26 protein-coding genes are annotated in these 23849 nt (G+C 47.1%); 11 read left to right on the forward strand and 15 right to left on the reverse strand.

Features of this window, described 5'->3' with window-relative positions; translation table 11 throughout:
* Positions 1 to 23: 23 nt before the first annotated feature.
* The 4 genes from thrB to cotNH form a co-directional block, all read right to left on the reverse strand.
* Entirely contained in the window at positions 24 to 953 is a 930-nt protein-coding gene (thrB, locus tag BFW96_RS18680) for a homoserine kinase (RefSeq protein WP_014665240.1), read from the reverse strand.
* Positions 950 to 2008, reverse strand: coding sequence for a threonine synthase (gene thrC / locus BFW96_RS18685; protein ID WP_069840306.1), 1059 nt, complete (start codon positions 2006 to 2008; stop codon positions 950 to 952). The genes thrB and thrC overlap by 4 nt, the downstream gene beginning before the upstream one ends.
* Positions 2008 to 3309: a homoserine dehydrogenase gene (locus BFW96_RS18690; RefSeq protein WP_069840266.1), complete on the reverse strand. Its 1302-nt coding sequence runs from the start codon at positions 3307 to 3309 to the stop codon at positions 2008 to 2010. The genes thrC and BFW96_RS18690 overlap by 1 nt, the downstream gene beginning before the upstream one ends.
* A gap of 200 nt (positions 3310 to 3509) precedes the next feature.
* A complete protein-coding gene (cotNH, locus tag BFW96_RS18695; protein WP_069840267.1) occupies positions 3510 to 4529 on the reverse strand; it encodes a spore coat-associated protein CotNH in 1020 nt (339 codons plus the stop codon).
* Positions 4530 to 4681: 152 nt separating this feature from the next.
* Here cotNH and BFW96_RS18700 point away from each other — a divergent pair, with 152 nt between their 5' ends.
* Positions 4682 to 5182 (forward strand): phosphatidylglycerophosphatase A family protein, encoded by a 501-nt coding sequence (locus BFW96_RS18700; RefSeq protein ID WP_003243814.1) that lies wholly within the window; start codon positions 4682 to 4684, stop codon positions 5180 to 5182.
* A gap of 27 nt (positions 5183 to 5209) precedes the next feature.
* Here BFW96_RS18700 and nucF read toward each other — a convergent pair whose 3' ends face one another.
* Genes nucF through BFW96_RS18715 form a run of 3 tightly spaced genes read right to left on the reverse strand, consistent with a single transcriptional unit; the run spans position 5210 to position 6742 of the window.
* Entirely contained in the window at positions 5210 to 5980 is a 771-nt protein-coding gene (nucF, locus tag BFW96_RS18705; protein WP_014477880.1) for a 5' nucleotidase NucF, read from the reverse strand.
* Positions 5981 to 6008: 28 nt separating this feature from the next.
* A complete protein-coding gene (locus BFW96_RS18710; protein ID WP_069840268.1) occupies positions 6009 to 6443 on the reverse strand; it encodes a DUF86 domain-containing protein in 435 nt (144 codons plus the stop codon).
* Positions 6444 to 6466: 23 nt separating this feature from the next.
* Positions 6467 to 6742, reverse strand: coding sequence for a YutD family protein (locus BFW96_RS18715; protein ID WP_003228682.1), 276 nt, complete (start codon positions 6740 to 6742; stop codon positions 6467 to 6469).
* Between the two features lie 113 nt (positions 6743 to 6855).
* Here BFW96_RS18715 and BFW96_RS18720 point away from each other — a divergent pair, with 113 nt between their 5' ends.
* Positions 6856 to 7488 carry a YhcN/YlaJ family sporulation lipoprotein gene (locus BFW96_RS18720; RefSeq protein WP_069840269.1) on the forward strand — a complete coding sequence of 211 codons (633 nt, stop codon included), beginning with the start codon at positions 6856 to 6858 and terminating at the stop codon, positions 7486 to 7488.
* A 15-nt stretch (positions 7489 to 7503) separates the two neighbouring features.
* Here BFW96_RS18720 and lipA read toward each other — a convergent pair whose 3' ends face one another.
* The gene (lipA, locus tag BFW96_RS18725; RefSeq protein ID WP_003222888.1) at positions 7504 to 8400 is read right to left on the reverse strand and encodes a lipoyl synthase; all 897 of its coding nucleotides are present in this window, start codon (positions 8398 to 8400) and stop codon (positions 7504 to 7506) included.
* A 234-nt stretch (positions 8401 to 8634) separates the two neighbouring features.
* On the opposite strand from lipA, the gene lytH reads away from it, so the two are divergent.
* Entirely contained in the window at positions 8635 to 9615 is a 981-nt protein-coding gene (gene lytH, locus BFW96_RS18730) for an L-Ala--D-Glu endopeptidase (protein ID WP_069840270.1), read from the forward strand.
* Positions 9616 to 9642: 27 nt separating this feature from the next.
* Here lytH and yunB read toward each other — a convergent pair whose 3' ends face one another.
* The 7 genes from yunB to BFW96_RS18765 all read right to left on the reverse strand — a co-directional run bounded on the left by yunB (position 9643) and on the right by BFW96_RS18765 (position 15770).
* The gene (yunB, locus tag BFW96_RS18735) at positions 9643 to 10410 is read right to left on the reverse strand and encodes a sporulation protein YunB (protein ID WP_069840271.1); all 768 of its coding nucleotides are present in this window, start codon (positions 10408 to 10410) and stop codon (positions 9643 to 9645) included.
* Positions 10411 to 10482: 72 nt separating this feature from the next.
* Positions 10483 to 10788, reverse strand: coding sequence for a YunC family protein (locus tag BFW96_RS18740; protein ID WP_014665249.1), 306 nt, complete (start codon positions 10786 to 10788; stop codon positions 10483 to 10485).
* A 64-nt stretch (positions 10789 to 10852) separates the two neighbouring features.
* Positions 10853 to 12241 (reverse strand): bifunctional metallophosphatase/5'-nucleotidase, encoded by a 1389-nt coding sequence (locus tag BFW96_RS18745; protein WP_069840272.1) that lies wholly within the window; start codon positions 12239 to 12241, stop codon positions 10853 to 10855.
* 19 nt (positions 12242 to 12260) lie between these two features.
* The gene (locus tag BFW96_RS18750) at positions 12261 to 13082 is read right to left on the reverse strand and encodes a sulfite exporter TauE/SafE family protein (protein WP_014665251.1); all 822 of its coding nucleotides are present in this window, start codon (positions 13080 to 13082) and stop codon (positions 12261 to 12263) included.
* 17 nt (positions 13083 to 13099) lie between these two features.
* Positions 13100 to 13948, reverse strand: coding sequence for a DUF72 domain-containing protein (locus BFW96_RS18755; protein WP_069840307.1), 849 nt, complete (start codon positions 13946 to 13948; stop codon positions 13100 to 13102).
* Between the two features lie 37 nt (positions 13949 to 13985).
* The gene (locus BFW96_RS18760) at positions 13986 to 14333 is read right to left on the reverse strand and encodes a YunG family protein (protein WP_069840273.1); all 348 of its coding nucleotides are present in this window, start codon (positions 14331 to 14333) and stop codon (positions 13986 to 13988) included.
* Between the two features lie 96 nt (positions 14334 to 14429).
* Positions 14430 to 15770 (reverse strand): allantoinase, encoded by a 1341-nt coding sequence (locus BFW96_RS18765; RefSeq protein WP_069840274.1) that lies wholly within the window; start codon positions 15768 to 15770, stop codon positions 14430 to 14432.
* Between the two features lie 174 nt (positions 15771 to 15944).
* Between BFW96_RS18765 and pucR the strand changes: the two genes are divergently transcribed.
* The 8 genes from pucR to BFW96_RS18805 all read left to right on the forward strand — a co-directional run bounded on the left by pucR (position 15945) and on the right by BFW96_RS18805 (position 23824).
* A complete protein-coding gene (pucR, locus tag BFW96_RS18770; RefSeq protein WP_069840275.1) occupies positions 15945 to 17540 on the forward strand; it encodes a purine catabolism transcriptional regulator PucR in 1596 nt (531 codons plus the stop codon).
* A 144-nt stretch (positions 17541 to 17684) separates the two neighbouring features.
* A complete protein-coding gene (pucJ, locus tag BFW96_RS18775; protein ID WP_069840276.1) occupies positions 17685 to 19034 on the forward strand; it encodes a uric acid permease PucJ in 1350 nt (449 codons plus the stop codon).
* A 5-nt stretch (positions 19035 to 19039) separates the two neighbouring features.
* Complete coding sequence (gene pucK / locus BFW96_RS18780) at positions 19040 to 20332, forward strand: uric acid permease PucK (protein ID WP_069840277.1); 1293 nt, start codon at positions 19040 to 19042, stop codon at positions 20330 to 20332.
* Between the two features lie 12 nt (positions 20333 to 20344).
* Positions 20345 to 21829 carry a factor-independent urate hydroxylase gene (pucL, locus tag BFW96_RS18785; protein WP_069840278.1) on the forward strand — a complete coding sequence of 495 codons (1485 nt, stop codon included), beginning with the start codon at positions 20345 to 20347 and terminating at the stop codon, positions 21827 to 21829.
* Complete coding sequence (gene uraH / locus BFW96_RS18790) at positions 21829 to 22173, forward strand: hydroxyisourate hydrolase (protein WP_014665259.1); 345 nt, start codon at positions 21829 to 21831, stop codon at positions 22171 to 22173. Before pucL ends, uraH begins: the two co-directional genes overlap by 1 nt.
* Before the next feature lie 175 nt (positions 22174 to 22348).
* Positions 22349 to 22897 (forward strand): RNA polymerase sigma factor, encoded by a 549-nt coding sequence (locus BFW96_RS18795; protein WP_069840279.1) that lies wholly within the window; start codon positions 22349 to 22351, stop codon positions 22895 to 22897.
* Positions 22894 to 23184 carry a hypothetical protein gene (locus tag BFW96_RS18800; RefSeq protein ID WP_069840280.1) on the forward strand — a complete coding sequence of 97 codons (291 nt, stop codon included), beginning with the start codon at positions 22894 to 22896 and terminating at the stop codon, positions 23182 to 23184. Before BFW96_RS18795 ends, BFW96_RS18800 begins: the two co-directional genes overlap by 4 nt.
* 4 nt (positions 23185 to 23188) lie before the next feature.
* The gene (locus BFW96_RS18805) at positions 23189 to 23824 is read left to right on the forward strand and encodes a hypothetical protein (protein WP_014665263.1); all 636 of its coding nucleotides are present in this window, start codon (positions 23189 to 23191) and stop codon (positions 23822 to 23824) included.
* Positions 23825 to 23849 lie beyond the last annotated feature (25 nt).

Here is a 23849-nt window from a genome sequence, read left to right on the forward strand (position 1 = left end):
GGCTGAGGGACGCTTGGCATGATTTATACACTTTTTACTTGATATAAAGGGTTTCGCTCTATTATACTTCCCTCTTTCGGAACGGTCAAAGCGTCAACTTCACAATGAGGGAAATGAAGCGCGAGCTGTTCCTTCAGCTCTTCTCCCTTTCCTTTTTCGGTCATGACGAGAATCGTCGGGCCTGCTCCGCTGAGCGCCGTTCCATATGCGCCCTTCATCTCGGCAACATGTTCTACTTTAGACAGCTCAGGCACTAGCATCGCCCGGTACGGCTGGTGAAATATATCCTTTTTCATCATTTTCCCGACGAGCGGCCAATCCTTGGACATGATCGCAGCAATGAGCATATTGCTGACAGCACTTGCTTTTACGGCGTCGGCATATGGAAACTCCTTCGGAAGCACGTCTCTTGCGTCTCTTGTCAGCACTTCGTAAAAAGGAATGACAACGACAACGTCAATGTCGGCATCCGGGACGCGGATCATTTGGGTCTCGTCATCCTCATGCAGGCCGATCACAAGTCCGCCAACGAGAGACGCGCCAGCATTGTCCGGGTGTCCTTCTTCTAAACTGGCTACATGCAGCTTGTCCGCTTCAGACAGCTTTAGGCCGCATAATTCATCAGCCAGTTCAATGGCCGCTACAATCGCCGCGGCGCTGCTGCCAAGGCCGCGTGCAAGAGGGATGTCGCTCCACACCTTCACATGGACAGGGGGCATTTCTTTTCCGTATAAATCTGCGGTCCGTTTAGCCACTTGATAGATTAGGTTATCTGTACCCGCCGGAATTCCGGCGACTGTTTCTGTTTCAGCTTCAAATGACCATTTGTCGCTTTCAAAGACGGTCAGCTTCAAATATCTGCTAAGCGCCATTCCGACTGAATCAAAGCCGGGGCCCAGGTTAGCCGTGCTTCCGGGAACAGTGACAGAGAACAGCATGTCGGCTTCGTTCATACACGGGCCGCTCCTTTTATATATTCGAGGATGCTTTCTTCATCAGTCGGCAATGTGACGGGCTTGATTTCGGAAATGTCGACCGCTGTGTTCGGATCTTTCAGTCCGTTTCCTGTTAACACAGCCACGACCTTGCTGCCTTTCGGAATTTCTCCGGATTTCACCTGTTTCAGCACTCCTGCGATAGACGCGCAAGAACCTGGTTCTGCAAACACGCCTTCTTCACGGGCAATCAGCTGATAGGCGTGAAGGATTTCATCATCAGTAACTTCGTCAATTTTCCCATCGGATTCCTCGGCTGCCTTTACCGCTTTGTCCCAGCTTGCCGGGTTTCCAATCCGAATGGCCGTCGCTATTGTTTCCGGATTTTCAATCACTTCATTGCGCACAATTGCCGCAGCGCCCTCCGCTTCAAAGCCGCGCATTCTTGGAAGGCCTGTGCCGTTTTTCTCATGATATTCCTTGAAGCCTTTCCAGTACGCAGTGATATTTCCCGCGTTTCCAACTGGGATCGCTAACACATCCGGCGCTTCCCCCAGCTGTTCGCACACTTCGAAGGCAGCAGTTTTTTGGCCTTCAATGCGGTAAGGGTTGACTGAGTTGACAAGGGCAATCGGTGATTTCTCACAGATGGAACGGACAATTTTAAGCGCGTCGTCAAAGTTTCCGTCAATTGCGATAATCTCGGCTCCGTACATGACTGCTTGAGCGAGTTTTCCAAACGCAATTTTTCCGTTCGGGATAATGACGATGCATTTCATGTTAGCGCGGGCTGCATATGCTGCCGCAGCAGCGGAAGTGTTACCTGTTGACGCGCACATAATCGTGTCATTGCCTTCTTCTTTTGCCTTCGCCACAGCCATAACCATTCCGCGATCTTTAAATGATCCAGTAGGATTGACGCCCTCCGTTTTGACATGAAGCTCAATTCCGAGCTGCTCAGACAGCTTCGGCAGGTGAATAAGAGGCGTGTTTCCTTCATGTAAAGTAAGCGCCGGTGTTTGATCTGTTACAGGTAAAAATTCTTTATATTGATGGATAAGTCCTTTCCACATTAGCTCCAACCGTTCCCTTCTACACGATATGTGCTTTTGACTTCTTGAACGACTTCCAAATCATTTAGGTTTTGCAGGATATCACTGAAATCAGCTTCTGATGTATGGTGTGTGACAATTACGATTTCTGCTAACTCATCATGGCCTTTAATTGGCAGTTGAAGAATTTTTTCAAAGCTCACGCCCCGTTCTGAGAACACAGACGTAATTTTCGAGAATGAACCAACCTCATCTTTTACATGAATTCTTAAAAACTGCTGTGCGTAAATGTCAGACGGCGATTTCATGTTTTTCTCATATTGCGGCCCGACAAAGCTGTTGCCGGTTACGCCGAGGCGCATATTTTTCATGACAGCGACAAGGTCAGAAACAACGGATGTCGCTGTCGGCATGCTTCCGGCTCCTGGTCCGTAGAACATCGTCTCACCGACAGCCTCGCCGTATACATAAACGGCGTTAAACTCATTATGAACAGCAGAAAGCGGATGGTGGTCAGGAAGCAGTGTCGGCTGTACGCTGACTTCGATTTTGCTGCCGTCACGCTGGGCAATCCCGATCAGCTTCATTGTATAGCCGAGACGTTTGCTGAAGCTGATGTCCTCGTCTGTAATTTGGGAGATCCCCTTTACCTTAACGTCTTCCAGATCGACGTTCATCGAAAAGCCGAGGCGCGCCAATATCGCCATTTTCCGTGCGGCGTCAAGCCCTTCCACGTCTGAAGTCGGATCAGCTTCGGCAAAACCGAGATCCTGCGCTTCCTTGAGCACTTCCTCGTAAGGGCTTTTTTCTTTGATCATTTTTGTTAAGATAAAGTTCGTTGTGCCGTTCACAATTCCCATCATTTTTGTAATCCGGTCTGATGAGAGGCCTTCCTCTAACGTGCGCAGAATCGGAATCCCGCCGGCAACACTGGCTTCAAAGTAGATATCGCATCCATTTTCCTTCGCTTCAGCAAGCAGCTCGGAGCCGTACACAGCCATTAAGTCCTTGTTTGCTGTGACAACATGCTTTTTCGATCTCAGCGCGTCGACCAAATATTGTTTTGTCTGCTCAACTCCGCCGATCACCTCGATGATGACATCAACATCCGGATCATCAATGACATCATATACTTCTTTCGTGAGCACTTCTTTCGGCAAATCTACTTCTCTCTTTTTCTCAATATCTTTTACAAGCACTTTTTTTATCGTAACCGGACAGCCGACCTGATGCATAAGCTTATCCTGATGATCTTGAATAATTTTAACGACACCGCTTCCCACGGTACCTAAACCTAAAAGCCCTACACGAATCGCTTTCAAAAAAACTCCACCTTTCTTTTGATTGTCCTCTTGAAAAAGACAATTGTTAACTCAACACAGACATATAAGTTACAAACATTATATAAGCCCGCTCCTGTTTTGACAAGACAGCGATAGGCTGAATTTTTCGAATGTAAACGCTTAACACATTGATATGACAAGATTCTTTATTTTCTAATTATTTTTGTCAGATTTTCTCCTCACCCTGAGCTGCCTTTGCCGAGCCAGCTGACGCGGGGAACAAACAGCTTCTGCGCCCGCATATTCATGAATTCCTGCGCTGTATTGAGAAATTGTTCATAACGCTCACAGTCATTAAGAATAAAGTCAAGCTGTTCTTCAAAATAATGCTTTTCTGATTCTGAAGACATGTAATAGCTTTCCACAATTTCAAAATAATGAAGCGGAAAAAGCAGACGGCTGTATAAAAGGCGTTTCGAAAACGAAGACAGCGGTGTGACTTGCTCGTATTCCTGCAAAAAGAGAAAGCCCTGCTGATTAAAATCTTGTCTGTGATGCAAAAACGTATGCCTCATATATTCAGCCAAATCACGGGAAGCGTGGTCAAACACCCAATCGGCCGGAATCCTGATCAATGATTCCGGTGACCATGTATGCCTTTCCATCCGCTGATGGCATATCGTTCCTGAATCAGCGGCTTGGGGCTTGTCATCCAGCTCCGTGTCCACTAAATATTGGATCGCGTTTTCTGACAGTCCTAAATAATATGGAAATGACTCGATCATTTTTTTATCGAATGGCTCGTGAGGAGGGCTATGAACCTTTCGCTGCCAAAACACCTCCAGCTGATCAATGCGTTTTCCCCACAGATCCTTCCACTGGCCGATTCTTCCAGCTGCCTTCACCTCATACGGATACCCTCGGCCTTTTCGGTGAAATTCCGCCAGCTCCGCTCCAATGGAGAACGCCCTGTTTGAATAAGGGGGGGCCGCCTTCAGCAGAGCGTACGTTTTTTCTTCATGTTCAAATGTCAGCTCGCCTTCTTTTGTAAAGATAAAAACCGAAACGTATGGGTCACTTTGTTCTTGTAAATACTGACTCATGTAATAAAGCTCCGCCAGCTCTGTATCTGAGAATTGGGAAACGGGGACTATCAGAAAGAATGAATTAGGCGTCTGAAAGCATTGATATGTGTGCTGGTACACGGAGAGCTGCCTGATGTGAATGCCGTATTTTTCTTTTATTGTACCTTTCACCATGATCACCTGCCTGTTGAATTAGGGCTCATCACATCGTAGTCATACAGAGCCGGAATTATGAATACATATTTTAATCCGAACAAGGCGCAAGAAAAAGTCGTAAACTTCTCAAACATTTTGTATAAACTAGTAAAAAAGATTGGGTGAAGCTGATGTCAGAAAACGAACAATTCAGTCAGATGGAAGCTAAAGCAAGAGCACGGATGAAGGAGCGCGGCGTAGAGGTATCAGATATTGCCGAGCTTGTCTTTTTTCTGCAGAAAAAATATCATCCGGATTTAACCATTGATGAATGCACGCTGAACGTCAATCGCGTTCTCGCAAAACGCGAGGTGCAAAACGCGATTTTAACGGGCATTGAATTGGATGTTCTTGCTGAGCAGAAAAAACTGTCTGAACCGCTGCAAACGATGCTGGAAATAGATGAAAGCCTATATGGAGTAGATGAAGTTCTGGCATTTTCCATTGTAAACATTTACGGATCGATCGGGTTTACAAACTACGGTTACATCGACAAAGAAAAACCCGGAATCCTTAAACGATTAAATGATAAATCAACCGGCGAATGCCACACCTTTCTGGATGACATCGTCGGGGCGATTTCCGCCGCGGCCTCAAGCAGGCTCGCACACCGCGCGCGGCACACAGAATAAGGGCACCCTTTTGGGGCGCCCTTTTTTTTAAATGTATGGAATCCATTCGGTCAGAGAGTCAATGGCGTGAGTCGGTTTTTCCATATCGTCTGTCATATGCTCTCTTTTCGTTACACCCGTGTGAACGAGCAGCGTATCCATACCTGCGTTAATGCCGGCCATAATATCAGTCGCGTAGTTGTCGCCGACCATGAGTGTTTCAGACACATCTGTGCCGAGAACGCGCATCGCCTGCTCCATAATGATTGATTCCGGCTTGCCGATAAATACAGGCTGTACACCTGTAGATACGGTTAACACAGATGTCAGTGAACCGTTTCCAGGCAGAAGCCCTCTTTCAGTCGGAATCGCAATATCTCCGTTAGTGGAAATAAAGCGGGCGCCATTTCTGATTGCCAGGCAGCCGACAGCAAATTTTTCGTATGTAATGGAACGGTCGATACCAACAACGACAAAGTCCGCGTTTTCTCCGCCAAATGTCAGGCCGTTTTCTTCAATCGCCTGGCGGATTCCTTCCTCCCCAATCACATATACAGACGCGTCTTTTTTCTGCTGGGCAATATGCTGGGCAGTAGCCATGCTTGTCGTGAAGACCTGCTCTTCTGTTGCCGGAATATCAAAAGACATCAGCTTGTCCGCCACCTGCTTCGGTGTGCGCGAAGAGTTGTTTGTCACGAAAAGATAAGGAACGCCGCGATCTTTTAGCGTTCTGACAAATTCACACGCTTCCTCGATTTTTTCCGTGCCATTGTACATCGTTCCGTCTAAATCAATTAAATACCCTTTATATGTTTTCATTTCCAACACTCCTGTGGCTTTCCAGTTGTTATTTAAACGCGGAAACAGGTCCTAGCTCTGTTTCCAAATAGCTTCTGATCCGTTTGGGGAAGTCTTGAAGGGCTGCTTGATGCGCCTTGATCAGCCTGTAAAGCTCGCCGCTGTCAGCGAGCAGGTACTGTTGAACCAATGTTTTGCGGTAGGCGATCAATTTCTTGAGCTCAGTTCCCTCTTTTTCCGTGACAACTTTTTCATCAACAAGTATGTCCATAATGTCATCATAGCTGCCCGGGTCCCGCATAATAAAACCGTCAATCATGTCATTGCCTGTATCAAGAATGCATTCGATTAACAGATGGCCTATACGCTGAAGCGCCAGTCCCCCGAATTCAGTCTGCCAGTCTGTTTGTAAGTTAAATAGCGCCAGCTGGTGCTCGAAGAACCCCAGTGTTTTCTCTATTTTGTTTCTGTCAACAAAATACATGACAGCATCCCCTTTGTGTATATTTATTTTCTGATCCGTTTCAAGACAAAATACGCACAGCCGAAATTGCAGTATTCGTAAATATATTCATCTAATGTGCTGATTTTCGTTTCGAAGGTTGCCTTTTGATTCTGGTCGTCAAAGAAGCCCTTGAGCCTAAGCTGACCGTATCCCCAGTCTCCCACAATATAATCGTATTTATTTAATATATCGGAGTAGCGGGCTTTAAAAGCCTCTTCGTTGAAGCCGTCTTTGAAATTGTGCACCAATTCAAATTCGGCATTTTGAATAAGAATCATGATTTCACCTCTTTTTCACTCATTCCTATCATAATTCATTGCCCCGTCCCCATCAATTGCTAAAGAATAAATCATGCGATTTGGCTACCCTACACATGAGGAGGGATTGATAAATGAAACGAACTGCCATCAGCCTCTGCCTGCTGACCGGACTTTTATCCGGATGCGGAGGCGCAGGATTGGATAATGCCGAGAATGTCCGCAATCAGACACAGAATCAAACCAAACCCATTCATGTGTCGGATCGCAACGAGGCTTTTAACAGGCATGATGAGAACGAACAATTTGGCTATGTCCGCTATCAAAAAGAACAATTTGACGGCGAACAGCAGAAAACGCCGGTGATGAACCGGGAAGAAACCGCTCACATAATATCAAGTTTAACGGTTCAGCTCCCCCATATTCAAGATGCTGCGACATTGGTGACTGACCGAGAAGCGCTTGTCGTATACAAAACCGATTCTAAAAACCGGGAGCTGACCGCCGATCAGGTCAAAAAAACAGCGGCTTCTGTCATACCGCGATACTATCATGTGTATATTTCCGATAATCCAAACCATATGCAGTCCATCGAAAATTACAGCAATCTCGGCTCTAGTTCCAGAGATATCAGAGAGATCATGTCGGGGACGATTCAAGAAATGAAAACCTCCCCGCAAGGAAGCCCCGTCTCAGAGAATGAAAATGCCAACGGAGAAACACACCAGGACATGAAAATCGATAGGAATGACAAAAACGCCAGATGATCTGGCGTTTTGGCATTACGCTTGTGCTTGACGCTTTTTAGATGCTTCGTTTACCTGTTCATCCGCATGGTAAGAGGAGCGGACAAGCGGACCGGCTTCGCAATGGCTGAAGCCTTTTTGCATCGCGATTTCCTTTAATTCTGCAAATTCATCAGGGTGATAGTATTTTTGGACTTTCAAGTGTTTTTTCGTCGGCTGCAGATATTGGCCGATTGCCATAATATCCACGTTGTTCGCCAAGAGGTCGTCCATTACTTCAATAATCTCTTCTTTGGTTTCGCCGAGTCCGATCATAATACTTGATTTCGTCGGAATGTCAGGCTGCATTTCCTTCGCACGGCGCAGAAATTCCAATGAACGATCGTACGTCGCACGCGCGCGGACTCTTGGCGTCAGGCGGCGAACCGTTTCGATATTGTGATTCAGGATGTCTGGGCGTGTATCCATCAAGGTTTTTAGGTTATCGTAGTTTCCGCCCATATCAGACGGCAGCACCTCAATTGTTGTGAACGGGCTTTTTCTGCGGATTGCACGGACGGTTTCCGCGAAAATGCCTGCCCCGCCGTCTTTCTGATCGTCACGCGCCACAGCCGTAATGACCGCGTGCTTCAGATTCATAAGCGCGACTGAATCCGCTACGCGTTCCGGCTCTTGCAGGTCAAGCTCAGTTGGAAGTCCTGTTTTGACAGCGCAGAAACGGCATGCTCTTGTGCAAACAGAACCTAAAATCATAAATGTCGCTGTACGTCTGACCGCCCAGCATTCATGAATATTCGGGCATTTTGCTTCTTCGCATACGGTATGCAGGTTGTTTTCCCGCATGAGTTTTTTGAGCCCTGTATAGTTTTCATTTGTATTTAATTTGATTTTGAGCCATTCGGGCTTTCTGAGGTGTTCGTCTTTCTTTGCCAATTCCCATCATCTCCAATATCCAATATACTCAATTTCTGACACGAAACATTCTGAAAACGAGAAAGGTGCAGGTTTTATTTCTGCAACAAAAATAATGTTTTTCTAACTAAAGAAAGTCTTTTCTTTAGACACTTTAACATAGGAAAAATTTCTCGACAAGGGAAGATGATTACTGACATTTTTAAGCCGGGTTGCTGCAAACTATGTGTATTCAATATGAAAGGAGATTATTTTGTGAAAGTTTTGTTATCCGCTCTTCTTCTCCTTTTGTTTGCCTTTGAGCCTTCTGCGTCTGGAAAAAAGCTTTCAGATCCAGTGCTGTCGAAACGGATGGAATTATATCATAAAAGCGAGGCTGTGACGCAGATCCCTTGGTATGCGCTCGCCGCTGTTGATCAATACGAGGAAAATGTGCGGAGCAACCGGAAAGATCTGCCCGACAAGGCGGGAATCATCAGCATCCATATACCCGATGACATCTGGAGCGGGCCTGAAAACCCAAATCCGAAAGACGATGCGCCGTTAAGCATTAAAGTGTTTGACGGAATCGGAATGGATGGCGATGGAGACGGGAAAGCAGAGGTCAGCAACGATGAAGATATTTTGTATACGTTCAGCCAATACTTGCTGTCGTACGGCACAGATGAGGACAACATCCGCATTGGGCTTTGGCATTATTACCGGCGCGATCAGACAGTGGGGATCATATCTGAATTCATGAAGCTTTTTAAAGCCTACGGCCATATTGACCTGGGCGAGCATGCATTCCCGCTTCCGATCAGAACCGATTACAGCTATCGAAGCACGTGGGGAGATGCCCGCGGCTTCGGAGGAAGACGGATTCATGAAGGTACGGATATCTTTGCCCATTACGGCCTTCCTGTCAAATCCACATGTTACGGCGTTGTCGAAATGAAGGGCTGGAACCGCTTCGGAGGATGGAGAATCGGCATCAGGGACATTAACAATACGTATCATTATTTTGCCCACCTCAATGGGTTTGCCAAAGGGATTAAAACTGGACAAATCGTTGAGCCCGGCCAAGTGATCGGATCAGTCGGAAGCTCCGGATACGGCCCTCCGGGAACCGCCGGGAAGTTCCCGCCGCATCTGCACTATGGCATGTACAAAGACAATGGAAGAACCGAATGGTCATTTGATCCATACCCGCATTTGAGGGCGTGGGAACGATATGAATACAAAAAAAAGAAGTAACAAAAAGCCGCCTCTTCGACAGGCGGCTTATTTGCTGCTTTTTTCTTTTTTTGAATCGGCACCGTCATCTTCTTTGCTGCCCGGAAGCTGGACAGAAGGCGTGACACCCGAGCCGCCGCTTCCATTATAAAATTGCGGCACTTCGCCCTGCACTGCTTTAATCGATACAGGAACATTATTTGTGACGACAGCGGTTTTGCTGGCAAACGGAATGATGACCTTCACTTTAATTTCGACAAAGATGCTGATATCAATAAGTGCGTTATTTATGCCATACGGCTTGATTTTGGTTTTGACATCTGTAAAAGCGTCACCGATTAAATTGAACCGGACCGGGATTTTCGGCCCGAGGTTTCCAAGAAGGCTGTTGCCGGTTACCTGTCCCAGCGGAATGTTGATCATAATGTTTTCACTGGCGCCGCTATGTCCGGTATGGGTTTCCATCTCTTTCAGATGAGCCTGAAGCTGCTTTGTCACTTTTGTTTTTACACTGTTTACAACCTGTGTATTAAAATCGATTGTCGTTAAATTTCCGTTTTCATCAGAATTCATTTGAAACATATCTTTCATATTTTCACTGTCAGACATATAGTCCTCAATCGAATCCTGGATCACCTCTGTCGCGATACGCTTCGTTTCCATCTCGCCGATGTCCATTAAAACAGGTTTGATCGAGCCATTGATCATCCAAAGGCTGACCGTTGTTGACAGGATAAAAAAGACAACTGACAGGAGCATCACGTAACGGAAAGGCAAAGGTCCTCTCTTGCGAAAAGGGCCGCGATATCTTGGCAAGAAAATCCCCCCTTACATATCACAATGTATGCTTGTAAGAGGGGACATAGTAATAGCCGGGGCCAATTTATTTTATTTCACCATTTTTAAAAGCGCTTCTCTGCCGCTCATGCCGACTTGAATGCCAAGATCTTCCGCGGCGTACGTGACGGATTCTAAAGGTGCGTCTAACAGCTGGTCAATGGTGCGGACACCAACTGCGCGCCCCGCCACGATGCCGCGCTCCTTTAATTTCTCATTCAGCAGCGCCACATCAAGCGCGCCGCACATAATGTATCCGTGATCATTGGTGACGGCCATAAAATTCGTTTTGGGAAGCTTTACTGTCACAGCTGTAAAAGGCTGTCCTTCTATCATGATCGGTGTCAAATTTACCACGTCAACCACTCCCTTCATTCATCACTTTATGATGAAGGGCACAGCTTGTTGTGGGCTGACAGCCTTATTGCGCGAGCTTCCAAGCGAGCAGATCCCGCAAAAATTCCGGCATAAAATATTCTTTTTCTGCCGCGTCGCGAATCAACGGAAACAGTTTGCCGAGCGTAAACATATCAAGCACCGCAACGGAGTATTGTTTATGTTTTTCAATATCTTCCCCGTTCAGCGTGATGCGGGTGACATGCGTGATCCCGTCATCGAGCCGTTTCGTTTCTACCTCAACGCCGGCATACACCATTTTCCCCATCACTTCTCCGCGGAAGCCGAGCCCTTTGATCCGGAGCTGTTCCATTTGTTCGGAAGCGGCATGAACAATGGTTTCCTTCAGTTCTTCACCCGTCAGGCGGACAGCCACCGGGTTGATCGGATGCGGACAGATGCGGTGCAGGTCCAGTTTCGTCACAGGGCCTGCTTTCAGCGGACCGAGAATGACACCTGAATTCACCATACTGATTTCCGTCTCGCACCATTCTTTTAACGCGTACGCCAAAAGCAAAGGCAGCTCTGATTCTTCAAACCACTTCACCTCAGCATCTTGGGCAAGCTCTGCAACGGCATCGGAGAGCTTCTCCTCGGCTTCACGTTCTTTTTCATTAAGAAACGCTTTTGTTTCTGCGGATTCTCCTGTCCATTCCGCCATGTTCTGCACAGACGCTGTTTTGCTGATGATGCTTCGCTGTACACTGTCCACCGTGATTTCTACACAGCCGACATAATGCCCGTATTTCTCAGCACTGGCAAGCAATACCCCGTTCACCACTTGTCCGTCTTCAAGCAAATGATGGGTGTGCGATTCGAGAATGACATCAATCTCAGGTACCGCTTCAGCCACTGCTTGATCATCAAGAATGCCTAAATGCGACAGCAGGACGATGATATCCGCCTGCCCTTTCACTTCCTGAATGGTTTCCTTTACGCTATCAAGGGCATCTGTTACTGTCCATCCCAGCTTGTCGTAAACGGGATAATACGGCACAGTTACGCCTAAGAAAGCAATGGACATACCGTTTTTCAATGATTTGATATGGTAAGGCACCGCCCAGGACGGACGGTTTCCGTTTTTATCAAACAGGTTGGAGACGATAACAGGAAATTCAGCATGATCATATAAAGCAGCAAGCTCTTCATGCGGAAGCGTAATCCCTTCGTTATTGCCGATCGCCGCTCCATCAATGTGAAGGCGGTTTAAGAGATCGACATTGGCTTTTCCGAATGTCGCCTCTGTCACGAATTGAAAACGATCAAGATGATCGCCAATATCAAATACGAGCGTCTCTTCGCTGTCTGATTGATGCTCTTTTCTTTTCTGCTCGATATAATCTACAATTTTCGGCCAGTTTTCAAAATGGCTGTGCAAATCATTTGTATGATATAAGCGGAGCTTCTCCTTCATAATATCTCTCCCTAATCGTTCAGCTGAAAATGCCTTCATAAATGAGCTGGCAGCCGATTAAAATCAATACGATCCGCATGATCATAACGATCGTTTTCGTCTGCATTTTTCTGTTGATGGCGGCGCCAAGCTTTCCGCCGAACCAAGCGCCGGGCACAAGCGCGAGGGCGTACAGCCAATTGACGTGCCCGGAAATAATATGTGAAACAGACCCTGTCATAGAAGACAGGAAAATAATAAACATGGATGTTGCGACCGCAACCTTCGGCGGAAACAAAAATAACAGCATCATCGCCGGAACCATCAGTGATCCGCCGCCTATTCCGAAAAGCCCGCCTAAAAAACCGACAACAAAGGCAATGGCAATACCGACAGGGGCCTGATATGAGTACGTATAAGGCTCACCGGCATCATCCTGAAATGTCCGGATAATCCCTTTGTGCGCTTTGTTAATGGGCCGGGCTTTCGCTTTCAGCATTAAGGATAATGAAATCAGAATCATAAAAATGCCAAACCAAACGGAAAATGAGTTTGAATTGAACAGCTTTGACACATAAGCCCCGATTATGCTGCCGGGACCTGAACCGATAAAGAAAATGAGCCCGCTCTTATAATCAACGATTTTATATTTAATATAAGCCAAAGTTGAAGAAAGACCCGTAAAAATAATGACCAAAAGCGAAGTTCCAATCGCAACCTGCGGCGTCACATCCTGAAACAGCGGCGTCACTGTGCTTAAAAACATCAAAGACGGCACAATGACAATTCCGCCGCCAAGCCCGATCAGACTTCCTACCGTACCTGCGATTAATCCCAGGACGACCAAAATCACAAACGACATCAGTAAAAACCTCTTTTCTAAAATAAATCGAGCTGTCTCGGAGCAAGTCCGCTGTACTCGATATCAAGCAGTTCAAGCATCTGCTTGCCGTTATCCGCGGCGTCACCGCCGGAATTATTGTTGAACAGGACAAAAACATCCTTACATTGCTGCTGCAATTCATTCAGGTGCTTTTTCCAATCCTCCAGCTCCTGTTGGTTGTAGCGGTATAAGTACCTGACCTCGCGCCAGTTTTTCCCTCCGTCAGGCTTCATCCAGCCCTGCTTGTTGCGTCCGTGAAACCTGACGAGCGTTTTGTTTTCATCGGTTGCGCGCAGCACAGTCGGAACGCTGCCTTCTCCGATTTGCGGTTCATCACAGACACTGTGAATCCAGCCTTCCGCTTTCATAAATGAAAGCGTCTGCTCATAAAACGGCGGCGAGAACCATGAACGGTTTCTGAATTCAAGCGCACAAGGAATATCCCCCATTTGGTGCTTGCACCATCTCAAATAGGCGACATTCTCCTTCTTGCAGTCAAACCACGGCGGAAATTGAAACAGCACCATGGCGAGCTTGTTGCTATGTAAATATGGCGTTAAAGACAGCTTAAACGCATCAAACATCTCCTCTTTTGAGTCAAAGGGAATTTCACCGCGCTGATGCCCTGTCATGCCCTGATATGCTTTCACGATAAATTGGAAGGTTTCGGGCGTTTCCTTGACCCACTTTTCATTATTGCGAGCCGGCTGAATCGCATAAAAGCTCGCGTCTAATTCCACGATCGGAAAATGGGAGGAATAGGCCTGCAATTTTTTCTGGCTGGCCGTCTTCGGCGGATAGATGCTGTCATGATCCCCCCATCCCGTCAGTCCAATATAAATCACACTCATTCACCTCTCTTTCAGTTTATCACACGTGTTTTCAGGTTTCCTCGGAAATGCTGTTCATATGGCGGGAAAAAGCAGAACTCAAATGCTGATATTGTTCCTCATTCGTATCTAAAAACGCCTCTTCTCTTGTGGAAGGAATATGCTGATATTCAATAGGCGTCTGAAACTGCTCACTCGTAAAATCGTACACCACACCATTGAAGCTGTTATAAAAATGCCAGCTCTCACCGACTCTTGTTTTCAGAATGGCGCCGCCGAATTGATCCTGAATCACCAGTGCCGTCACACCGCATTGGCCGCATGACGGGCATTCTTCCGTCCATTTAGAGCTCGTATGGCGAGACCAAGATTGCTTAAGTATGTATTTGACATGCTCCACTGCCTCCGCCTCCTTTTAAAAAAGATACCACGTTGATGAAATTTTAAAAACAAGAACGGCAGAAATCAAAAAACCCGGCGGTAAAATCCGCCGGGCTTACGAAGGAACGACCAGCGCTCCGTCAATTCCGCTGACTTTTTCCCCATCATTGTACACGCACCGGCCTTTGCTGTAAGTGGCCGAAATACGGCAGGGAAATGTATGTCCTTCGTAAATGCTTATTTTATGCTTTGCAAACATCGATTCTCTAGTGACAGTGTACGGCTCCATGCTGACGAGCACAAAATCCGCATCACACCCCGCCTCGAGCCGCCCTTTTTTCTGAAGGCCAAATCGTTTTGCAGGGGCCGCCGCTGTCCATTCTGCGATGGTTTCAAACGGAATCTGATGTTCAAGCGCCAGTTCCACCATGCCTAATAAAGTGAACTGCCCGCCGCTGATTCCGCCCCATGATAAAAACAGATTGTCCTCCCGCTTTAAGGATGGACGGCAAGGGGAATGGTCTGAGGAAACCATGTCAATATCCCCGGCAATGAGCGCCTCGACCAGCGCTTCCTTCGATTGCGGTGACCGGAGCGGCGGCGCGCATTTCGCGACAGAGCCCTTTTCCCGTAAATCGTCATGGCTGAATAAGACATAATGCGGGCATGTTTCGACCGAAACATCGAGCCCTTCCTGTTTCGCCTCTCTGATCAGCTGAACCGCTTTCGCCGTACTGATATGAACAAAATGAACCGGACAGCCTGTCACCCTCGCATACTGAATCGTGCGATACACCGCTTCAGCTTCTGCTTCCTCCGGGCGGGAGGCAGCGTACGCATCCGCATCCACCTTTCCTTTATTGGCCAAAACCATTTGCAAGTAGCTTGTGATCGCGTCACTTTCCGCGTGGAGAGCGAGGATTTTTCCTGCAGCCGCGATTTCTGCCATACCTTTGAGCAATGTCCGTTCGTCAACAGAGCGGAACTCATCAGTGCCTGACTTTGATAAAAACGCTTTAAACCCGATCGCTCCCGCTTCAGCCATCGGACGGATGTCCTCGATATGGCCTGGCACAAGCCCACCCCATAGCGCAAAATCCACGGCAGATTTTTGCCTGCCCAGCTCAGCTTTTGCGAGAAGATGCTCTGCCGTCACGGTTGATGGAATGCAGTTGAGCGGCATATCAAAAAAGGTGGTGCAGCCGCCTGCGGCCATCATTTGAGAACCTGTTTCAAATCCCTCCCAATCTTCCCTGCCCGGTTCATTAAAATGAACATGGCAGTCTATCGCACCAGGAAACACGTATGTCCCGTCTGCCTGGATGATTTCCGCCCCGCTTGCTTCGATGTCAGAACCTATCTCGGCAATGACACCGTTTTGAACTGCAATATCAGTTTCTGTAACGCCATCTGGCGTAACTGCCTTTGCACCTTTTATGACCATATCGTAAGCCATATTGATCCCCCCATGTAAGGATGACGATTTTTCATGTCAGTTTATGTCACACAACCAGTTCTATTTTCAACAGTTTACTGCTACTATGATCGTATTACATCAGCAAAACCGCTAGAATTCCTATTGAAAATTATTCATCTTAACCAATGTTTTTATAGAAAAGGAGAATGCGCTATGAATATTTTTGATGTGATGAAAATACCGGCTTTTGAAAACGCCAATTTAATCGCTGGAAAAGCAGGAGGAGAAAGAGAGGTTCAGCATGTCAACATGATGGACGCTCCGGATATCGCAGACTTTTTGCATAAGAATGAATTGCTCGTCACCACCGCCTATCACCTGAAGGATCACCCGCATCAATTATCTGAACTGATTCGGCAAATGGCAAAACGCGGCTGCGCGGGCCTCGGCATTAAAACAAAGCGCTACTTGGAGGATATCCCGAAAGAAATCATTGAACTGGCCGATTCATACGCTTTTCCGATCATTGAGCTTCCAGAACACATCCGCCTTGGGGATATTGTGAATGCCACACTCAGCCATATTCTCGATATGCGTTCTAACGAGCTGCAGCAAGCCATTTACGCGCATAAAAAATTCACAAACCACATTATGAGCGGAAAGGGGCTGCAATCTCTGCTCAAAAAGGTGTCAGACCTCCTTCAGCTTCCCGTGCTGCTTCTAGACCAGCATGCTAAAATGCTGTCAGCGTCTCATCAAACTTCAGTTGAAACCGAAAAGCTGAAAGGCACCCTGAATACCGTATCCGGGCCATTTTTCACTTGTTTCTCTACAATCTCAGATCAGAAAACATGCTCTGTCCTTCCCATTTATAATCACGAAAAAAACTGCGGCTACCTGCTGATACCGGACATGGTGCAGGCCGGCGACAAAGGATTGATCCTCACGATTGAACAAGCGGCCAACGTCATTTCCTTTGAACTGCTGAAGGAAAATGCGCTGAAGCAGTTCAGCCGGCGGGCGCGCAATGAGTTTTTTAACAATTTTATTGAGCGGTCCTTTTCTTCAGACGACGAAATCAAAAACCGGGCAAAAGAATTCAAGCTGCGCTGGGATCAAAAATACATGTGCATTGCCGGCAAACTCGATCGCAATGACGAATCAATCAGCTTTACAGAAAATCAGCTCGCTTCCGACAGCGTATTCGAATTTCTTGAAGGTGAGTTATCGGCCTTCCCGTTTCCGCCTCACTTCTTTATGAAAGGAAACGTCGGCATTATTCTCATCGAGGCGACAGACAGCTGGAGTGAAATGCACGCCTCGGTGATCAGCTTTTTAGAACAGTTCCAAACACAGGTCAGCACTCAATTTAAACGAACCGTGTCCTTTGGCATCAGCAACATATGCCAAAAGTTCATTGATGTTCCCGACACGTTCACAGAAGCTTCTGATGCTCTGCAATCGGGGCATTTGTCTAGAAGCACCGCATTTATCCATGTGTATCACGCCAAAGATGTGCCTGAGCTTCTGCGCTTGCTCCCGGTTGAGGATTTGAAGAAATTTTACAACTCCACGCTTCAGAGCCTTGCTGAAAAACAGCAGGAGGATCAAAGCCTTCTTCATACGCTTTCCGTCTATTTAGAGACACACTGCCAAATTTCAGAGACAGCCAAGCGTCTGTACGTTCATCGCAATACGGTCATTTACCGCCTTGAAAAATGCGAAGAGCTGCTGGGGAAAAGCTTAAAAGATCCAGAAACAACGATGCGTTTGCGGCTTGCCTTACGTATGCAGCGGCTGATCAGCTAACGTTTGTCACATTCTCTTACAAAATCAATCATTTTTCGTCACTTTCAGCAATTACACCTGTCTTTTTCGGCTACTGTATCCAATGACACTCCTCAATCGGCACGATATCATGTTACTAAAGTTCACATACGAGGAGGGACTATGATGAAAAAAGGATCGTTTGCGGTGTTTACGCTTGGCCTGCAGCATGTGCTGGCCATGTATGCAGGTGCGATTTTGGTGCCCCTGCTTGTCGGCAGGGCGCTGAATGTAACAACTGAACAGCTGTCCTACCTATTGGCGATTGACCTGTTAACGTGCGGCGTCGCGACGCTTTTGCAAACCTTACGCGGAGCATACATCGGCATCGGGCTCCCCGTCATGCTTGGCAGCTCATTTGTGGCCGTCACCCCGATGATTGCAATCGGCGCCAATTACGGCATTCACGCGATTTACGGTTCTATCATCGCGGCCGGTGTGTTTATCTTTTTGTTTGCGCGTTTTTTCGGCAAACTGACTGTGTTATTTCCTCCTGTCGTAACAGGTACGGTTGTGACATTGATCGGCCTTTCACTAGTTCCGACAGGTGTGAAAAATATGGCTGGCGGCGAAAAAATAAACGGCAGCGCCAACCCCGAATACGGTTCGCTCGAAAACCTTCTTCTCTCTGTCGGTGTCCTTGTTCTGATCTTAGTCCTCAACCGCTTTCTCAAAGGATTTGCCCGAACACTGTCCGTTCTGATCGGCATCGCCGCCGGTACAGCGGCAGCAGCGATCATGGGCAAAGTCAGCTTTTCTTCTGTTACAGAAGCACCGTTCTTCCAAATCCCGAAGCCTTTTTATTTCGGAGCTCCTGCGTTTGAAATTGGCCCGATCTTAACGATGCTGATCGTCGGAATCGTCATTATTGTGGAATCAACCGGCGTTTACTACGCAATCGGAAAGATATGCGGCAGACCTTTAACTGAAAATGACCTCGTCAAAGGGTATCGCGCGGAGGGAATCGCCATTCTCATCGGCGGGCTGTTCAATGCCTTTCCTTATAATACCTTTGCGCAAAACGCCGGCTTATTGCAGCTGACGAAGGTAAAAACGAGAAACGTCGTGATTACCGCAGGCTTTATCCTTGTCTGTCTCGGACTGATTCCGAAGATTGCTGCCCTTGCTTCTGCCGTTCCTGCTGCTGTGCTTGGCGGCGCAACCGTCGTCATGTTCGGCATGGTGATTGCCTCCGGCGTCAAAATGCTCAGCACAGCGGATCTCACAAATCAATACCACCTCCTGACCATCGCATGCTCAATCGCACTCGGCATCGGCGCCAGCACCGTCCCCGGGATTTTTGCTGAATTCCCCGCTCCGATCAGAATTCTGGTCAGTGACGGCACCATCACTGGCAGCCTGACCGCTATCTTTTTGAATCTATTTTTCAGCTTACGCGGCAAAAAAGACAAAACAGCTCAGAAAACTGAACTTCCGGTATTAGAACATACACTTGCATTAGAAAAAGAGGTGTAAAAAAGATGAAGGAACAGCACAATGCCTTTCAGCTGATGATGCTGGGGCTTCAGCACATGCTCGCCATGTATGCGGGAGCCATTCTCGTTCCGCTGATCGTCGGAGCGGCGATCGGACTGGATGCAGGGCAGCTGACGTATTTAATTGCAATCGATTTGTTCATGTGCGGGGCGGCGACTCTTTTGCAGCTCTGGAGAAACCGGTATTTCGGCATCGGCCTCCCCGTTGTGCTCGGATGCACGTTTACCGCAGTCGGCCCGATGATTTCCATCGGCAGCACTTACGGTGTCCCAGCGATATATGGTGCCATTTTCGCCGCAGGGCTGATTGTCGTCTTAGCCGCAGGCTTCTTCGGAAAGCTTGTCCGTTTTTTTCCGCCTGCCGTAACCGGATCAGTCGTCATGATCATCGGCATCAGCCTGATCCCTACGGCAATGAATAACCTGGCCGGAGGTGAAGGAAGCAAAGAATTCGGCTCACTGGATAACGTGCTCCTCGGGTTTGGCGTCACAGCTTTTATCTTATTGCTGTTTTATTTCTTCAAAGGTTTTATCCGTTCCATAGCGATTTTGCTCGGTATGATCGCAGGAACAGCGGCTGCATACTTCATGGGAAAGGTCAATTTCTCTGAGGTCTTGGAGGCATCTTGGCTTCATGTTCCATCTCTGTTTTATTTCGGACCGCCTACCTTTGAATGGCCGGCTGTTGTCACGATGCTTCTCGTTGCGCTTGTCAGTCTCGTCGAATCGACGGGTGTTTACTTTGCGCTTGCCGATATCACAAACAGCAGACTGTCGGAGAAGGATCTGGAAAAGGGCTACCGGGCGGAAGGCCTTGCGATTATGCTGGGCGGCTTATTTAACGCGTTTCCCTATACAGCCTTCTCGCAAAATGTCGGCATCGTACAGCTTTCAAAGATAAAAAGTGTCAACGTCGTCGCCATCACAGGAATCATGCTGATGGCGATCGGGCTTGTTCCAAAAGCCGCGGCACTGACTACAGTGATCCCCGCCCCAGTTCTCGGCGGCGCAATGATCGTCATGTTCGGCATGGTCATTTCGTACGGGATCAAAATGCTCTCCAGCGTCGACTTCGATTCACAAGGCAACCTGCTGATTATCGCCTCCTCCGTCAGCTTGGGGCTTGGCGCTACAACAGTTCCCGCGCTGTTTTCATCACTTCCGGGTGCCGCCTCAGTCTTGGCGGGAAGCGGAATCGTGATCGGCAGCTTAACAGCCATAGCACTGCACGCTTTTTTTCAAGCCAAACAGCCGAATGGCTCAGACATAAAAACGTAAAGGAAGATGCCAATGTTCACAATGGATGACCTGAACCAAATGGACACACAAACACTGACAGACACACTTGGCTCTATTTTTGAACACTCTTCATGGATTGCGGAGAGATCCGCGGCATTACGGCCGTTTTCGTCCCTTTCTGATCTTCACCGCAAAATGACGGGTATTGTAAAAGCTGCGGATCGCAAGACACAGCTTGAGGTAATCAATAAGCACCCCCGGCTCGGAACAAAGAAAACAATGAGCAGTGAGTCGATAAAAGAGCAGCAGAACGCAGGGCTCAGCAAACTGGAACAGCAGGAATACGAGGAGTTTCTCAAGCTGAACGAACACTATTATGATCGCTTCGGCTTTCCTTTTATTTTAGCGGTAAAGGGAAAGGCGAAACAGGACATTCACCAAGCCCTGCTGGAAAGGCTTGAGAACGAACGGGAATCGGAGTTCCAGCAGGCCCTTATAGAAATTTACCGAATCGCCCGCTTTCGCCTGGCTGACATCATCACTGAAAAAGGAGAGACGCAAATGAAAAGAACCATGTCTTATGGCAAAGGAAATGTATTTGCATACCGAACGTTTTTAAAACCGCTCACTGGAGTGAAGCAAATCCCAGAATCATCTTTTACCGGGAGAGACAATACAGTTGTCGGCGTTGATGTGACATGCGAAATTGGCGGAGACGCCTTCCTGCCATCATTTACAGACGGAGACAACACTCTCGTCGTGGCAACGGATTCAATGAAAAACTTTATCCAGCGCCATCTCGCATCCTATGAAGGAACGACAACCGAGGGGTTCCTACACTATGTAGCTCACCGATTTTTAGATACCTATTCTCATATGGACACGATCACTCTGACTGGCGAAGACATTCCGTTTGAAACAATGCCTGCATACGAGGAGAAAGAGCTCACCGCAAGCCGCCTTGTCTTCAGAAGATCACGCAATGAACGAAGCCGCTCTGTGCTGAAAGCCGAACGCAGCGGGAATACCATCACGATTACAGAACAATACAGCGAAATCATGGATCTTCAGCTCGTTAAGGTGAGCGGCAACTCCTTCGCCGGCTTCATCCGGGACGAATATACGACTCTTCCCGAAGACGGCAACCGCCCGCTGTTTGTCTATTTAAACATCAGCTGGCAGTATGAAAACACCAATGACGCATATGCTTCTGACCCAGCCCGCTACGTCGCGGCTGAACAAGTCCGCGACTTGGCGAGCACCGTTTTTCACGAGCTCGAAACCCCTTCAATCCAACACTTAATCTATCACATCGGCTGCAGAATATTAGCGAGGTTCCCGCAGCTCACTGATGTCAGCTTCCAATCTCAAAATCACACATGGGATACAGTTGTCGAAGAAATCCCGGGTTCAAAAGGAAAAGTCTACACCGAACCGCGCCCGCCATTCGGCTTCCAGCGCTTTACCGTGACAAGAGAAGACGCCGAGAAAGAAAAACAGAAAGCTGCTGAAACCGCAGGGAGCCTGAAAGCCTGATGGGAAAGCTGACTACCCATATTTTGGATTTAACCTGCGGCAAACCGGCGGCGAACGTCAAAATTGAATTGAAGCGGCTGGGCGAAAGTATAATGAAAGAGATATACACTAACAAGGACGGAAAAGTCGATATCCCTCTGCTGGCTGATGAAGAGTTGATGTTCGGAGAATATGTGATGGAATTTCATGCAGGAGACTATTTTGCGAGTAAAAACACGAACGCAGCCGATCAGCCGTTTTTAACCATCGTCACCGTCCGTTTTCACATTGCAGATCCAGATGCGCATTACCATATCCCGCTTTTGCTGTCGCCGTTTGGTTATCAGGTGTATAGGGGGAGTTAACATGTCAAGCCCGGTCTTCACGACCGGGCACTTTCATTTTTTTCCTGTTATAATCATGAAGACAGTATTCTTCTCACATCTATCGCCATCACTTATCTTCTTTATTTTTTCATTTTTTGAACTCTTTTCAGCCAGCAGCCGTATATAGTAACGAAACCAAGTTTCGAGGTGGGGTATGGACATTCTTTCTGACGAAGAATTGATGGAAAAAGTAAAACAAAAGGATATGGAGGCCTACAACAGTTTATATGCCCGTCACGCTCCAAAAACATATCAATTTATATTTCTGTACATCCGTCAAAAACAGGCAGCTGAAGATCTTCTGCAGGAAACTTTTATCCGGGTATATGTAAAATGCCGCAGCTACAAAAACGAAAAAGCGAGCTTTCGTACCTGGCTCCATCAAATCGCTCACAGACTATGTATTGATTATTACCGAAAGCATTCTAAATTCAAATGGCAGCAGATGGAATTGGACGATTATTCGGAAAAGCACCAGAGCACCATTGAGCAAAATATACAAAATAAAATATTGATTCAACAGTATTTGGGACAGCTGCCTGACAAAGAGCGATCAATTCTGATTCTCGCCTACTATCAAGGGTTTACAGGCAAAGAAATTTCTCACATTCTCAACATACCGGAAGGAACAGTCAAATCCAAGCTTCATTATTCTCTAAAGAAGCTGAACAAATCCATTGAAAAGGAGCTGAAGGACTCATGAATGAGCACGATGAAGTGAAAAGCATGATTGAAGGATTACAAGAACACATGCCCAAGCTGAACGAATCCCTGGATATGAACCGCCTGTCTCTTCCAGAACATATGTTAAAACCACCTTCTCCACCGATTACTTGGTTTGACCGTTTGAGCCATTGGCTAGCTTATCCTAGCTGGCAGCTTCCAGACCTTTTCTCATTCCGTTCTGTTGCTCAAGTGGTGACGATTTTGCCGATTTTATCCGGGAGCATAGCAGCACAAATACTTTTTTTCTTATTCTTAGGAAGGTGATCATATGACAAGCGGTACGGTGATAGGACTAATAAGCGGCGCGGCAGCTCTTACTGTCGGTACACTAGGTGGAGTCATGGGGTCTGCATTTAATCGGCAGATTTTAAACTCAATTGGCGTACATTCACTTCCACAGAACCCTAAACGGAAATATTCGCTGATTGCAAAACATTGCAGATTTTTAGGCGAATGGAATCGTTTTGACAGCTATAATGTGTTTGTCTTTTTTTTAGGGATTCTATTTCTAATTGGTGCAGGCGTATTATTGATTGTGAGATTCGAAACGGGCGGCACCCCTTTCCAAGACACACTTCAGCTCGCTTTTTTGGTTAACTCTCTCACCTGGATCTCCGTGTCCTCGATTTTATTGTTAGGACGGCTTGTACAATTGATCCACATCTATAAATACGGTATTCAACATATCAGTAAGGAGGAAACAGCCATTACCAAGACCCAAGAACAGCAAAATAAAAACAAATTCTCTTTATATTGGATCATTATTTTAGCAGCAACGATCCTGTTTATTGGTGGAGGTCTTCTGCTGCTTCAATACCCTGTTGGTTTTTTAAGTCTGGCAGGCGCCTACTTTTTGTTCATGTTTACTTTTAACTCGGTTTATCATAAAAACAAGCGGAAATAAAGAACTTCAGCCCAACAGCTGAAGT

Source organism: Bacillus sp. F56, from assembly GCF_001748205.1.
Classification (GTDB): Bacteria; Bacillota; Bacilli; order Bacillales; family Bacillaceae; genus Bacillus; species Bacillus stercoris.

Coding starts and splice junctions, on each gene's coding strand:
- thrB (WP_014665240.1), bottom strand. CDS start 953: ATGAACGAAGCCGACATGCTGTTCTCTGTCACTGTTCCCGGAAGCACG.
- thrC (WP_069840306.1), bottom strand. CDS start 2,008: ATGTGGAAAGGACTTATCCATCAATATAAAGAATTTTTACCTGTAACA.
- cotNH (WP_069840267.1), bottom strand. CDS start 4,529: ATGGTGAAAGGTACAATAAAAGAAAAATACGGCATTCACATCAGGCAG.
- BFW96_RS18700 (WP_003243814.1), top strand. CDS start 4,682: ATGTCAGAAAACGAACAATTCAGTCAGATGGAAGCTAAAGCAAGAGCA.
- nucF (WP_014477880.1), bottom strand. CDS start 5,980: ATGAAAACATATAAAGGGTATTTAATTGATTTAGACGGAACGATGTAC.
- BFW96_RS18710 (WP_069840268.1), bottom strand. CDS start 6,443: ATGTATTTTGTTGACAGAAACAAAATAGAGAAAACACTGGGGTTCTTC.
- BFW96_RS18715 (WP_003228682.1), bottom strand. CDS start 6,742: ATGATTCTTATTCAAAATGCCGAATTTGAATTGGTGCACAATTTCAAA.
- BFW96_RS18720 (WP_069840269.1), top strand. CDS start 6,856: ATGAAACGAACTGCCATCAGCCTCTGCCTGCTGACCGGACTTTTATCC.
- BFW96_RS18745 (WP_069840272.1), bottom strand. CDS start 12,241: ATGAAGGAGAAGCTCCGCTTATATCATACAAATGATTTGCACAGCCAT.
- BFW96_RS18750 (WP_014665251.1), bottom strand. CDS start 13,082: ATGTCGTTTGTGATTTTGGTCGTCCTGGGATTAATCGCAGGTACGGTA.
- BFW96_RS18765 (WP_069840274.1), bottom strand. CDS start 15,770: ATGGCTTACGATATGGTCATAAAAGGTGCAAAGGCAGTTACGCCAGAT.
- pucR (WP_069840275.1), top strand. CDS start 15,945: ATGAATATTTTTGATGTGATGAAAATACCGGCTTTTGAAAACGCCAAT.
- pucJ (WP_069840276.1), top strand. CDS start 17,685: ATGAAAAAAGGATCGTTTGCGGTGTTTACGCTTGGCCTGCAGCATGTG.
- pucK (WP_069840277.1), top strand. CDS start 19,040: ATGAAGGAACAGCACAATGCCTTTCAGCTGATGATGCTGGGGCTTCAG.
- pucL (WP_069840278.1), top strand. CDS start 20,345: ATGTTCACAATGGATGACCTGAACCAAATGGACACACAAACACTGACA.
- uraH (WP_014665259.1), top strand. CDS start 21,829: ATGGGAAAGCTGACTACCCATATTTTGGATTTAACCTGCGGCAAACCG.
- BFW96_RS18795 (WP_069840279.1), top strand. CDS start 22,349: ATGGACATTCTTTCTGACGAAGAATTGATGGAAAAAGTAAAACAAAAG.
- BFW96_RS18800 (WP_069840280.1), top strand. CDS start 22,894: ATGAATGAGCACGATGAAGTGAAAAGCATGATTGAAGGATTACAAGAA.
- BFW96_RS18805 (WP_014665263.1), top strand. CDS start 23,189: ATGACAAGCGGTACGGTGATAGGACTAATAAGCGGCGCGGCAGCTCTT.